This is a genomic window from Kitasatospora sp. NPDC001261, from assembly GCF_042896795.1.
Lineage (GTDB): Bacteria > Actinomycetota > Actinomycetes > Streptomycetales > Streptomycetaceae > Kitasatospora.
Genome location: NZ_JBIAXP010000014.1, coordinates 187,512 through 199,904 on the forward strand (window position 1 = coordinate 187,512; position 12,393 = coordinate 199,904).

General features: G+C 72.2%; 11 protein-coding genes. 7 read left to right on the top strand and 4 right to left on the bottom strand.

Features of this window, described 5'->3' with window-relative positions:
• Window positions 1–64: 64 nt before the first annotated feature.
• From shc to ACFY4B_RS20595, 5 genes are all read left to right on the top strand, one after another.
• Window positions 65–2,089, top strand: coding sequence for a squalene--hopene cyclase (gene shc / locus ACFY4B_RS20575; RefSeq protein WP_049659813.1), 2,025 nt, complete (start codon window positions 65–67; stop codon window positions 2,087–2,089).
• Complete coding sequence (locus tag ACFY4B_RS20580; RefSeq protein ID WP_074004365.1) at window positions 2,086–2,766, top strand: hypothetical protein; 681 nt, start codon at window positions 2,086–2,088, stop codon at window positions 2,764–2,766. The genes shc and ACFY4B_RS20580 overlap by 4 nt, the downstream gene beginning before the upstream one ends.
• 2 nt (window positions 2,767–2,768) lie before the next feature.
• A complete protein-coding gene (gene hpnH / locus ACFY4B_RS20585) occupies window positions 2,769–3,797 on the top strand; it encodes an adenosyl-hopene transferase HpnH (RefSeq protein ID WP_049649487.1) in 1,029 nt (342 codons plus the stop codon).
• Window positions 3,798–3,935: 138 nt separating this feature from the next.
• On the top strand, window positions 3,936–5,846 hold the full coding sequence (gene dxs / locus ACFY4B_RS20590) for a 1-deoxy-D-xylulose-5-phosphate synthase (protein ID WP_387969672.1): 1,911 nt from the start codon (window positions 3,936–3,938) through the stop codon (window positions 5,844–5,846).
• Window positions 5,836–7,236, top strand: coding sequence for an aspartate aminotransferase family protein (locus ACFY4B_RS20595; RefSeq protein WP_387969675.1), 1,401 nt, complete (start codon window positions 5,836–5,838; stop codon window positions 7,234–7,236). Before dxs ends, ACFY4B_RS20595 begins: the two co-directional genes overlap by 11 nt.
• A gap of 110 nt (window positions 7,237–7,346) precedes the next feature.
• Here ACFY4B_RS20595 and ACFY4B_RS20600 read toward each other — a convergent pair whose 3' ends face one another.
• Window positions 7,347–7,619, bottom strand: a complete 273-nt coding sequence (locus ACFY4B_RS20600) for a DUF6343 family protein (RefSeq protein WP_375876302.1) — start codon at window positions 7,617–7,619, stop codon at window positions 7,347–7,349.
• A gap of 76 nt (window positions 7,620–7,695) precedes the next feature.
• On the opposite strand from ACFY4B_RS20600, the gene ACFY4B_RS20605 reads away from it, so the two are divergent.
• Window positions 7,696–7,953: an I78 family peptidase inhibitor gene (locus ACFY4B_RS20605; RefSeq protein ID WP_117492538.1), complete on the top strand. Its 258-nt coding sequence runs from the start codon at window positions 7,696–7,698 to the stop codon at window positions 7,951–7,953.
• Between the two features lie 43 nt (window positions 7,954–7,996).
• Here the strand turns inward: ACFY4B_RS20605 and ACFY4B_RS20610 are convergent, their stop codons facing one another.
• Together ACFY4B_RS20610 and fabG are read right to left on the bottom strand one after the other, a co-directional pair.
• On the bottom strand, window positions 7,997–8,806 hold the full coding sequence (locus tag ACFY4B_RS20610) for a phosphatase PAP2 family protein (protein ID WP_380777726.1): 810 nt from the start codon (window positions 8,804–8,806) through the stop codon (window positions 7,997–7,999).
• Between the two features lie 231 nt (window positions 8,807–9,037).
• Window positions 9,038–9,805: a 3-oxoacyl-ACP reductase FabG gene (gene fabG / locus ACFY4B_RS20615; protein WP_049649491.1), complete on the bottom strand. Its 768-nt coding sequence runs from the start codon at window positions 9,803–9,805 to the stop codon at window positions 9,038–9,040.
• Between the two features lie 445 nt (window positions 9,806–10,250).
• Here fabG and ACFY4B_RS20620 point away from each other — a divergent pair, with 445 nt between their 5' ends.
• Window positions 10,251–11,075 carry a MarR family winged helix-turn-helix transcriptional regulator gene (locus ACFY4B_RS20620; RefSeq protein WP_053111942.1) on the top strand — a complete coding sequence of 275 codons (825 nt, stop codon included), beginning with the start codon at window positions 10,251–10,253 and terminating at the stop codon, window positions 11,073–11,075.
• A gap of 193 nt (window positions 11,076–11,268) precedes the next feature.
• Here ACFY4B_RS20620 and ACFY4B_RS20625 read toward each other — a convergent pair whose 3' ends face one another.
• Window positions 11,269–12,135 carry an aldo/keto reductase gene (locus ACFY4B_RS20625; protein WP_074004369.1) on the bottom strand — a complete coding sequence of 289 codons (867 nt, stop codon included), beginning with the start codon at window positions 12,133–12,135 and terminating at the stop codon, window positions 11,269–11,271.
• Window positions 12,136–12,393: the final 258 nt, after the last annotated feature.

Here is a 12,393-nt window from a genome sequence, read left to right on the forward strand (position 1 = left end):
CGTTACGTTGACAGCAACCGCGGACGGCCGGCTCGACCCTGAGTACGATTCCGAGCCGGTCGCGGTGGGCGACCGCCCCCCGGCCCTGCTGGGCACGGGGCGGTGGCAGCCCGAGGACACCGACCAGCCGCGGCCGGCCGGTGAGACGGACCACGGACCGGCCGACGCGCGGGAGGCCCTGGCCCGCGCCACCACCCACCTGCTCTCCCTGCAGTCGTCCGAGGGCTGGTGGAAGGGCGACCTGGAGACCAACGTCACCATGGACGCCGAGGACTTACTGCTCCGCCAGTTCCTGGGAATCCGCACCGAGGAGCAGACCCGCGCCACCGCCGAATGGATCCGCTCCCAGCAGCGCGAGGACGGCACCTGGTCCACCTTCCACGGCGGGCCGCCCGAGCTGTCCACCACCGTCGAGGCGTACGTCGCCCTCAAACTGGCCGGGGACGACCCGGAAGCCCCGCACATGCTGGCCGCCGCGCGCTACGTCCGCTCCGCCGGGGGCATCGCGGCCGCCCGGGTGTTCACCCGGATCTGGCTCGCCCTGTTCGGCTGGTGGCCCTGGGAACGGCTGCCCGAGATGCCGCCCGAGATCATCTTCCTGCCCAGGTGGCTGCCGCTGAACATCTACGCCTTCGGCTGCTGGGCCCGCCAGACCATCGTCCCGCTGACGGTCGTCTCCTCCCACCGCCCGGTCCGTCCGGCGCCCTTCCCGCTCACCGAGCTGCACACCGACCCGAACGACCCGTACCCCCACCGGCCGCTCGCCCCCGCCACCACCTGGGACGGCCTGTTCGAACGCCTCGACAAGGCGCTGCACGCCTACCACCGCCGGGCCTTCCGCCCGCTGCGCCGACTGGCCCTCTCGCAGGCCTGCCGCTGGATCGTCGAACGCCAGGAGGCCGACGGCTGCTGGGGCGGCATCCAGCCCCCCGCCGTCTACTCGCTGATCGCCCTGCACCTGGAGGGCTACGAGCTGGAGCACCCGGTGATGAAGGCCGGACTCTCCTCCTTCGACCGCTTCACCGTGCACACCGAGGACGGCAAGCGCTGGCTGGAGGCCTGCCAGTCCCCGGTCTGGGACACCTGCCTGGCGACCATCGCCCTGGTCGACGCCGGGGTGCCGGCCGACCACCCGGCGCTGGTCTCCGCCGTCGACTGGATGCTCGGCGAGGAGATCCGCAAGCCCGGCGACTGGACCGTGAAGCGGCCCGGGCTCGCCCCCGGCGGCTGGGCCTTCGAGTTCGAGAACGACACCTACCCCGACATCGACGACACCGCCGAGGTGGTGCTCGCGCTGCGCCGGGTCGCCCACCCCGACCCGGCCAAGGTCGACGGCGCGGTGGACCGGGGCGTGCTGTGGAACCTCGGCATGCAGTCCAAGAACGGCGCCTGGGGCGCCTTCGACGTGGACAACACCAGCACGCTGCCCAACAAGCTGCCGTTCTGCGACTTCGGCGAGGTGGTCGACCCGCCGTCCGCCGACGTCACCGCGCACGTGGTGGAGATGCTCGCCGAGACCGGCCGCTCCCGCGACCCCCGGACCCGGCGCGGCATCGAGTGGCTGCTGCGCAACCAGGAGGCGGACGGCTCCTGGTTCGGCCGCTGGGGCACCAACTACATCTACGGCACCGGCTCGGTGCTGCCCGCCCTGGTGGCGGCCGGCGTCCCCGACGAGCACCCGGCGATCCGCCGGGCGGTGCGCTGGCTGGAGGACCGGCAGAACGCCGACGGCGGCTGGGGCGAGGACATGCGCTCCTACGACGACCCGGCGCGCTGGGCCGGGCGCGGCGACTCCACCGCCTCGCAGACCGCGTGGGCGCTGATGGCGCTGCTCGCGGCCGGCGAGGGGCCCAAGGACCGGGCCAACCCGGCGGTGGAGCGCGGCGCGGAGTGGCTGGTGCGCACCCAGCTGCCCGAGGGCACCTGGGACGAGCCGCAGTTCACCGGCACCGGCTTCCCGTGGGACTTCTCCATCAACTACCACCTGTACCGGCTGGTCTTCCCGGTCACCGCGCTCGGCCGCTACCTCAACGGCGCCCCGGGCACGATCCGGGCCGACGGAACCCCGGCGATCGGGACGGCGCGGTGACCACCGCGCCCCTGCTGGTGCTCTGCGCCCTGGGCCCCGAGGTCTGGGCCCTGCGCGGCGGCGACTGGCGCGGTGCGACCGGAGGGTCCCCGGTGCTGGTGCGCACCGGGGTCGGCCGGCGCCGCGCCGGGCTGGCCGTCCGGCGCCTGCTCGGCTCCGCGCCCAGCGGCTACGGCGCCGTGGTGGTGGCCGGCTTCGGCGCCGCGCTCGGCCCGGGCGTCCTGCCCGGCGACGTGGTCGCCGCCGACGGCGTGCGCGACGCCGAGGGCCACCTGTACCCGCTCGACTCCGGCGCGGAGCTCACCCGGGCGCTGAAGGAGCGCGGCCTGACTGTGCACACCGGCGTGCACCACACCGCCGACCACGTGGTGCGCGGCATCGAACGGCGGGCGCTGCACCTCCAGGGCGCGCTCGCCGTCGACATGGAGGCCGCCGCCGTCCTGGCCGCGCTGCGCGAGGTCCGGCCCGTGCTGCCGGCGGCCGTCCTGCGGGTGGTGGTGGACACGCCCGAGCACGAGCTGCTGCGGCCCGGCACCCTCCCGGCCGGGGTGCGCGCCTGGCGGACCCTGCGGGCGACGGTACCCGCCCTCGTCGACTGGTACCGGCAGGAGCGCGCGCCCGGCTCCGTAGACCTGAACCACCCCACATCCTCGACGCTCCCCCAGGAGGCGAGCTAGCCATGGCCATGCCGTTGCGCCAGACCGTGCGGGTCGGCACCTACCTCATGCAGCAGAAGCTGCTCAAGCGCCGGGACAAGTTCCCGCTGATCGTGGAGCTGGAACCGCTCTTCGCCTGCAACCTCGCCTGTGAGGGCTGCGGCAAGATCCAGCACCCGGCGGGTGTCCTGAAGCAGCGGATGCCCGTCGCCCAGGCGGTCGGCGCGGTCCTGGAGTCGGGTGCCCCGATGGTCTCGATCGCCGGCGGCGAGCCGCTGATGCACCCGCAGATCGACGAGATCGTCCGGCAGCTGGTCGAGCGCCGCAAGTACGTGTTCCTCTGCACCAACGCGCTGCTGATGCGCAAGAAGATGGACAAGTTCACGCCCTCGCCGTACTTCACCTTCGCGGTGCACATCGACGGCATGCGCGAGCGGCACGACGAGTCGGTGGCCAAGGAGGGCACCTTCGACGAGGCCGTGGCCGCGATCAAGGAGGCCAAGCGGCGCGGCTTCCGGGTGACCACCAACAGCACCTTCTTCAACACCGACACCCCGCAGACGGTCATCGAGGTGCTGGACTACCTCAACGACGAGCTCAAGGTGGACGAGATGATGATCTCGCCCGCCTACGCCTACGAGAAGGCCCCCGACCAGGAGCACTTCCTCGGCGTCGAGCAGACCAGGGCGCTCTTCCGCGCGGCCTTCGCCGACGGCAACCGCAAGCGCTGGCGCCTCAACCACAGCCCGCTCTTCCTGGACTTCCTGGAGGGCAAGGCCGACTTCGAGTGCACCCCCTGGGGCATCCCCAACTACTCGCTGTTCGGCTGGCAGCGGCCCTGCTACCTGATGGCCGACGGCTACGTGCCGACCTACCGCGAGCTGGTCGAGAAGACCGACTGGAGCAAGTACGGCCGCGGCAAGGACCCGCGCTGCGAGAACTGCATGGCCCACTGCGGCTACGAGCCGACCGCCGTCCTCGCGACGATGGGCTCGCTGCAGCAGTCGCTGCGCGCCATCACCGAGACCGTCAACGGCAACAAGGGCCGCTGAGCGGGGAGCCGGCCTCCGGGTCGGCACCCCGGCCCCGGGCCCCGCGCCCGGGGCCGGCTCCGCCCCCGCAGCCAGGCCGGCCCGCGCCCGGGCCGGGTGGAGGCACCACCGCACCGCTCCGAGTCGTGAGGTGAACCCATGTCACTGCTCTCCCGCGTCACGTCCCCGGCCGAGCTGCGCAAGCTCCCGGCTGTCGAACTGCCCCTGCTCGCCGACGAGATCCGCGACTTCCTGATCGAGGCCGTCACCCGCACCGGCGGCCACCTCGGGCCCAACCTCGGCGTGGTGGAGCTGACCATCGCGCTGCACCGGGTCTTCGACTCGCCGTACGACCGGATCGTCTTCGACACCGGCCACCAGAGCTACGTCCACAAACTGCTCACCGGCCGCCAGGACTTCAGCCGGCTGCGGATGCGCGGCGGACTCTCCGGGTACCCCGCGCGGGGCGAGTCCGAGCACGACCTGGTCGAGAACTCGCACGCCTCCACCGCGCTCTCCTACGCCGACGGCCTGGCCAAGGCGGCCCGATTGCTCGGCCAGCACGACCGGCACACCGTCGCGGTGATCGGCGACGGCGCCCTCACCGGCGGCCTCGCCTGGGAGGCGCTCAACAACATCGCCGAGGCGCGCGACCGGCCGCTGGTCATCGTCGTCAACGACAACGAGCGCTCCTACGCCAGGACCATCGGCGGCCTCGCCAACCACCTGGCCACCCTGCGCACCACCCAGGGCTACGAGCGGTTCCTCGCCCTGGGCAAGGAGGCCCTGCAGCGCACCCCGCTGGTCGGCCAGCCGATCTTCGACGCGCTGCACGGCGCCAAGAAGGGGTTCAAGGACGCCTTCGCCCCGCAGGGCATGTTCGAGGACCTCGGCCTCAAATACCTCGGGCCGATCGACGGCCACGACCTGGGCGCGGTCGAACAGGCGCTGCGCCAGGCCCGCAACTTCGGCGGACCGGTCATCGTGCACTGCCTGACCGTCAAGGGCCGCGGCTACCGGCCGGCCGAGCAGGACGAGGCCGACCGCTTCCACGCCGTCAACCCGATCGACCCGTACACCTGCCTGCCGATCTCGCCCAGCGGAGGCGTCTCCTGGACCTCGGTGTTCGGGGACGAGCTGCTCACCCTCGGAGCCGAGCGCCCGGACCTCGTGGCGATCACCGCGGCCATGCTCCAGCCGGTGGGCCTGGCCCCGTTCGCCAAGGCCTACCCGGAGCGGACCTTCGACGTCGGGATCGCCGAGCAGCACGCCGTCACCAGCGCGGCGGGGCTGGCCACCGGCGGACTGCACCCGGTGGTCGCGGTCTACGCGACCTTCCTCAACCGGGCCTTCGACCAGGTGCTGATGGACGTCGCCCTGCACCGGCTGGGCGTCACCTTCGTGCTCGACCGCTCCGGGGTGACCGGGCCGGACGGCGCCTCGCACAACGGCATGTGGGACATGTCGATCCTCCAGGTCGTCCCCGGCCTGCGGCTCGCCGCGCCGCGCGACGCGGAACAGCTGCGCGCCCAGCTGCGCGAGGCCGTCGAGGTCGGCGACGCCCCGACCGTCGTCCGCTTCCCGAAGGGGAACGTCGGGCCCGCGGTGCCGGCCGTCGAGCGGATCGGCGGGGTGGACGTGCTGCTGCGCACCGGGCGGGCGCCGGAGATCCTGCTGGTCGCGGTCGGCACCACCGCCTCCGCCTGCCTGGACGCGGCCCGGCTGCTGCTCGCCGAGGGCTTCACCGCGACCGTGGTCGACCCGCGCTGGGTCAAGCCGGTCGACCCGGTGCTGCCCGAACTCGCCGCCGCCCACCGGCTGGTGGTCACCGTCGAGGACAACGGCCGTACCGGAGGCGTCGGTTCGGCCGTCGGCCAGGCGCTGCGCGACGCCGACGTGGACGTGCCGGTGCGGGTGCTCGGCCTGCCCCAGGAGTTCCTCGGCCACGCCTCGCGCGGGGAGATCCTGGAGGAGGCGGGGCTGACCGGGACCGGGGTCGCCGCCCAGACCGCCGTCTTCGCCAAGAACCTGCTACCGACCCGAGGAGCGAACCCGCGCCATGCCGGCTGAACCAGATCGCCCCGCCTTCGACCTCGCCGCGCTGATCGCCGAACGCGGCGGCGAGCGCTACGAGTTGCACGGCCGCTACCTCAACCCGCAGCTGCCGCGGATGCTGCGCACCATCGGCTTCGACAGGTACTACGAGCGCGCCCGGGGCCAGTACTTCTACGACGCCGAGGGCAACGAGTACCTCGACATGCTGGCCGGCTTCGGCATCTTCGCGCTCGGCCGCCACCACCCGGTGGTGCGCTCGGCGGTCCAACAGGTGATGGACCTCGACCTGCCGGACCTGGTCCGCTTCGACTGCTCACCGCTGCCCGGGCTGCTGGCCGAGCGGCTGCTGTCGTACGCGCCCGGACTGGACCGGGTGTTCTTCGGCAACAGCGGCACCGAAGCGGTGGAGACGGCGCTCAAGTTCGCCCGGTACGCCACCGGGCGGAAGCGGATCCTGTACGCCGACCACGCCTTCCACGGGCTGACCACCGGCTCGCTCTCCGTCAACGGGGAGAGCGGCTTCCGCAAGGGCTTCGACCCGCTGCTGCCGGACACCGCCGTCCCGCTCGGCGATCTCGGCGCGCTGGCCAAGGAGTTGAAGCGCGGCGACGTCGCGGGGCTGATCGTCGAGCCGATCCAGGGCAAGGGCGTCCAGGCGCCGCCGCCCGGCTGGCTGCGGGCCGCCCAGGCGCTGCTCCACGAGCACCGGGCGCTGCTGATCTGCGACGAGGTGCAGACCGGCATCGGCCGCACCGGCGAGTTCTTCGCCTACCAGCACGAGGAAGGCGTGCTGCCGGACCTGGTCTGCGCCGCCAAGGCGCTGTCCGGCGGGTACGTGCCGGTCGGGGCGACGCTCGGCAAGGGCTGGATCTTCGAGAAGGTGTACTCCTCGATGGACCGGGTGCTGGTGCACTCGGCCAGCTTCGGGTCCAACGCCCAGGCCATGGCGGCCGGGCTGGCGACCCTGGCGGTGATGGGCGACGAGCAGGTGGTGGAGAACGCTCGCAAGGTGGGCGACTACTTCCGTGGACGGCTGACCGCGCTGGTCGACCAGTACGAGCTGCTCGCCGAGGTGCGCGGGCGCGGGCTGATGATCGGGATCGAGTTCGGCCGGCCCAAGTCGCTGAAGCTGCGCACCGGTTGGACCGCGCTCCAGGCGGCGCGCAAGGGGCTGTTCGCGCAGATGGTGGTCGTGCCGCTGCTGCAGCGGCACCGCATCCTGACCCAGGTGTCGGGGGACCACCTGGAAGTGATCAAGCTGATCCCCCCGCTGATCATCACCGAGCGTGACGTGGACCGGTTCGTGGACGCCTTCACCGAGATCATGGACGAGGCCCACCGGGGGAGCGGGTTGATGTGGGACTTCGGGCGGACGTTGGTGAAGCAGGCGGTCGGCGGGCGCTGAGGCTGCCGGGGCCACTGGGGTCGGGATCGTGGGTGGCACGGTGTGGGAAGTCGACGGCACGGAGTGGGAAGTCGGCCGGGTCGACTTCCCACTCCGTGGGAGACACCGCGTCAGAGCTCGGTCCGGCGGCGCCGGATGACAACCACGAGATCGACGGCGGCGAACAGGGTGAGCAGGCCGCAGGCCACGGCGAAGCCGGTGAGGGTGCCCCGGCTGGGCGCACCGTAGGCGGGCGAGACGGCCGCCCAGACGGCGAAGCCCGCCGTGGCCAGCGCGAACAAGGGGGTGAAGGTGAGCGAGAGCAGGTAGCGGAGCTTGAGGTCGCTGCGGGCGGTGGCCGGCTCGGTGCCGCTGCGCCACCGGCGCGGGGTGGTGGTGCGCATGCCGTTCACCTCCGGACCGCGTGGGTCGGGCTACGATTCCAGCGTACGTCCGAGGAGGCGAGCCGGGGGAGGCGCGATGTCGGGTTCGGACGCGGTGGGGGCGGGGTCCGGTGCGGCGGGTTCGGGTTCGGGCTCCGGTTCGGGGGCGGCGGGCCAGGACGGCGAGGGGTATGCGGGGCTGCGGATCGAGCGGGCCCGGGAGTTGGCCCGGCGGCACGGCTGGGCGTCGGTCCGGGTGCTGGAGCCGGGGGACCTGATGACCATGGAGTACCGGCAGGGGCGGCTCAACCTCGCGGTGCGCAACGGTGTGGTCGAGCGCAGTTGGGAGGGGTAGGACCGCGGGTGACCCGTCGGACCTGGTTCGGGCGGGCCCGGGTTCAGCAGAGCAGGTGCCGGCGGCCGAAGCGCCGGTGGAGCCGCTGTTCGGCGGCGGCGACCAGGGGTTCCAGCAGCGGCAGCGAGAGCAGGACGAGCAGTCCGGCGGCCCAGCCGGCCAGGACGTCGGTGACCCAGTGGGTGCCCAGGTAGACCGTGGTCAGACCGATCGAGCAGGCGGTGGCGGCGGCGATCACCGCGCCGGTCCGCCGCCAGCGGACGGCGAGGTAGGCGAGCACGCCCCAGGTGACCACCGCGTTGGCGGTGTGGCCGGAGGGGAAGATGGTGCCGCCGGAGAAGAGCTCGGGCGAGCCGACGTACTGCGCGTAGTGCGGGCCGAGCCGGCCGGTGACGATCTTGACCGCGCCGACGGTGACGTTGAGCAACAACAGCGCGATGCCCATGACCAGCAGCGGGCGCAGTCGGCCGAGGCGGTGGGCCCGCCAGCCGAGCCAGACGAAGGCGGCGATCGCCGACGGCCCGCGCTGCCCGGCGACCACCCAGGTGTCGAGCAGCGGCTCCAGTCGGGGCCACCGCTCGTAGGGGCGCAGCAGCCGGACCGACCAGTCGAGGTCGACCAGCGCGGTGTTGAGCAGGACACCGGCCAGCACCAGCAGGTAGCCGGCCAGGGTGACGGCGAGGAGGGCGGCCTGCCGTCGGCTCATCGGCGGCCAGCCGGGCTCGCCGGGGTCGGGGCCGAGCGGGGCGAGGTGGCGCGCGGGGGTGGTGGGACGGTCCAGGCGGCCGGTCTCGGCGGTGCGGCGCTCCGGCCCCTGGCGCGGAAGGGGAACGGGGGTACTTCTGGATTGCACGGGGTGACCTTACCCATCCGGACAGGGCTATTCCGGTGGTAATTGTCATTTTCCCGGGAAATCGACAATTGGGCCGACCAGGGGTGGTCCGAGGGGTGATTTCCGCTATTTCAGGATCGAAAGCCAGTGTGGTCGTCGAATGGTTCTGCAAAAGCCCCGGTAAAGCAAACGGAGTGGGAGGCCGGTGCGCCCGGCTTCCCACTCCGTGGTAACCCTGTGTAGGTTCCGTGCTCAGTCGAGGGGGCCGCCCGCGACGTAGATCACCTGGCCGGAGACGAAGCCGGCGCCCTCGCTCGCGAGGAACGCGATGGTGTGGGCGACGTCCTCGGGCTGACCGACCCGCTGGACCGGGATCTGAGAGGCTGCGGCCCGCTTGAAGTCTTCGAAGTCCATGCCGACCCGGGCCGCGGTGGCTGCTGTCATGTCCGTGGCGATGAAGCCCGGGGCGACCGCGTTGGCCGTGATGCCGAACTTGCCCAGCTCGATGGCCAAAGTCTTGGTGAAGCCCTGGAGACCGGCCTTGGCGGCCGAGTAGTTGGCCTGGCCGCGGTTGCCCTGGGCCGAGGACGAGGACAGGTTGACGATGCGGCCGAAACCGGCGTCGACCATGTGCTTCTGCACCGCGCGGGTCATCAGGAAGGCGCCGCGGAGGTGAACGTTGATGACCGTGTCCCAGTCGGACTCGGACATCTTGAAGAGCAGGTTGTCGCGGAGCACACCCGCGTTGTTCACCAGGACGACGGGGGCGCCGAGCTCGGCGGCCACCCGGTCGACGGCGGCCTGGACCTGCTCGGCGTCCGAGACGTCGGCGCCGACGGCGAGCGCCCTGCCGCCGGCGGCGGTGATCCGGTCGACGGTCTCCTTGCCGGCCGCTTCGTCCAGGTCCAGGACGGCGACCGCGTAGCCGTCGGCGGCCAGTCGGACGGCGGTGGCGGCGCCCAGGCCGCGGGCGGCGCCGGTCACGACGGCGACCCGGGGGGCGGTGCTCTGCTCGGTCATGCTCGCTCTCGTCTCTCTCGGGAGTGCCTCCCGGGGAGAGCCCCCGGAGAGGGTGGCCACACCCTACCGGCGGGTAGGGGGAGCGGCCAGGGTGGAGAGACGCAGGTGACGGTGGGTAAGGACCGACCGGTCGGCTTTCTGCTGAGAACGGGTTACTGCAAGCTGTTCGCAGCGAGTAAATATGCCAATGTTGCCGAACCTGCGTCTACTATCCGCCCCTGCCTGCCAGCAAGGGCCCGCCGTTTGTATAGTGTCCGCCAGCAGCCACCGGCTGCACGGCTGGAGCGCCCTCCCTCATAGCTGGACGCCCACTCGCCGTTACTGCCCCACCCGGGTGTCCCACACACACCGGGTGTGACATCGGGACGGATACATGGTGCTGGGGGAGATCCCGACAACCCGCGTGTCTACGCGACTGCAGCAGTCGCCAGGACACCTGATTCGCGTGGCACAGCAGGTCCACACCCGCTTGTGGTCCGAACACGTCGGAGCCGATCTCACGGCTCCGCAGTTCGCCGTGCTGCTGGTCCTGGCCCTGGAACCGGGTGCGGACCAGCGGACGGTCGGCGAGCGGGCCTCGCTCGACAAGGCCACGATGGCCGAGATGGTCGCGCGGCTGGTCCGTCGTGGCCTGGTGCTGCGCAGGCGCGACCCGGCCGACGGCCGGCGCAAGCTGCTGGCCCTCTCGCAGGGCGGCGCCCAGGCGGTGCGCGAGGCCACCGGTGGTGTGGTCCGCGTTCAGCGCGTCCTGTTCGAACCGCTCACGGCGGAGGAACAGGTCGAGATCGTCCGGGTGATGGCCAAGATAGCCAGGCTGGAGCCCGCGGCGGTCGCCGTCATCACCGACGCGCGGCCGATACTGGACGCCCAGCGGGCGATCGGCTACCTGATCAGGGTGAGCCAGCAGGTGCACACCAAGCTCTGGTCGGAGCACGTGGGCGCCGAGCTGACGGCTCCGCAGTACGCGGTGCTGGACGCGTTGGAGCTGGAACCGGGCGCCGACCAGCGCACGGTCGGCGAGCTGGCCTCGCTGGACAAGGCCACGATGGCCGAGATGGTCAGCCGGCTGGTGCGCCGCGGTCTGGTGCAGCGTCGGCGCGACCCCTCGGACGGACGGCGCAACCTGCTCTCGCTCTCACCGGCGGGACAGGACCTGCTGCACCGCTCGGCCGCTGGGGTGGCCGAGGTCCAGCGGCTGCTGCTGGCACCGCTGGAGGAGGGTGAGCACGAGGCCGCGCTCGCGCTCATCGCCAAGGCGGGCAGGCTGTAGGTCAAAAGTTCGCCACCGTAGCCAAAACGATTCGCCAAAACGCTGAGGGTCCATGGCCATGGGCTTTGGCGCATCGGGGCACACCGAAGGCCGCCCGCTCCTGTAGAGGTGCGGGCGGTCTTCGTGCGACCGGTGGTCAGCCGGTCGGGTGCTCAGACGGTTCGGGGGCCCGGAGGCCGGGACCCCGGGCGCGTCAGTTCCAGTCGAACTCCTGCGGGTCCGGGCCGATCCGCTTGCCGGTGGCCACGGCGGCGATCGCCGCGAGGTCCTCGGCGTCCAGCTCGAAGCCGGCGACGTCCAGGTTCTCCCGGATCCGGGACGGGGTGACCGACTTCGGGATGGCGATCACACCGCTCTGGAGGTGCCAGCGCAGCACCACCTGGGCGACCGTGCGGCCGTGCTTCTCGGCGATCTTCACCAGTGCGGGCTCGGCGAGCAGCTCCTTGCCCTGGCCCAGCGGGCTCCACGCCTCGGTGGCGATGCCGTGCTCGGCGTGGAACGCGCGCAGCTCCGTCTGCGGGAAGTACGGGTGCAGCTCGACCTGGTTCAGGGCCGGGGCGACGGAGGCCTCGTCCAGCAGGCGCGTCAGCTGCTCGGTGCCGAAGTTGGAGACGCCGATCGACTTGACCTTGCCGTCCGCCTTCAGCTGCTCGAAGGCCTTCCAGATGTTCAGGTAGCTGTCGCCGTGCATCGGGCGCGGCCAGTGGATCAGGTACAGGTCGAGCTGGTCGAGGCCGAGCTTGGCCAGCGAGGCGTCGAACTCGCGCAGCACCGCGTCGCGGCCCTGCTCGCCGGACCAGTCGCGGGTGCCCGAGTTCCACAGCTTGGTGGTGACGTAGAGGTCCTCGCGGGCCACGCCGCCCGCCAGCGCCTCGGTGATCGCCGCGCCGGTGCCGGCCTCGTTCTCGTAGATGGCTGCGGTGTCGATGGAGCGGTAGCCCGCCTCGATCGCGGCGCGGACGGCGGGGGTGGCCTCGGCGTCCGGGACCTGCCACACGCCGAAGCCGAGCTGCGGGATCTGCGCGCCGTCGTTGAGGGTGACGGTGGGGATGCTGCTCACGGGAAGAGGTGCCCTCCTGATTGTCCTGCTGTTCCAGTGGGGGCAACTGGTGTCCCGGTGTGATTGTTCCCGCCGAACGGGCGAATCTTGGGTGAAGCTTTGCGGGGATTTGGCCTGGGCGGCGGCCGGCCGATGACGGGGCGGAACCGCCCTGGTGGGGGACGTGCGGGGGGCTCGCGGGAAGTCTGCCGGGAACCCGCGGGGGCGCACAGGGGGAGTGCGGGCCCGGCGCGTGGCGGGCGGGGCGTGGCGCGCGCG

Bases quoted from the DNA above. Each gene is read 5' to 3' on its own strand.
- hpnH (WP_049649487.1), top strand. From the start codon at position 2,769: ATGGCCATGCCGTTGCGCCAGACCGTGCGGGTCGGCACCTACCTCATG.
- dxs (WP_387969672.1), top strand. From the start codon at position 3,936: ATGTCACTGCTCTCCCGCGTCACGTCCCCGGCCGAGCTGCGCAAGCTC.
- ACFY4B_RS20595 (WP_387969675.1), top strand. From the start codon at position 5,836: ATGCCGGCTGAACCAGATCGCCCCGCCTTCGACCTCGCCGCGCTGATC.
- ACFY4B_RS20600 (WP_375876302.1), bottom strand. From the start codon at position 7,619: ATGCGCACCACCACCCCGCGCCGGTGGCGCAGCGGCACCGAGCCGGCC.
- ACFY4B_RS20605 (WP_117492538.1), top strand. From the start codon at position 7,696: ATGTCGGGTTCGGACGCGGTGGGGGCGGGGTCCGGTGCGGCGGGTTCG.
- fabG (WP_049649491.1), bottom strand. From the start codon at position 9,805: ATGACCGAGCAGAGCACCGCCCCCCGGGTCGCCGTCGTGACCGGCGCC.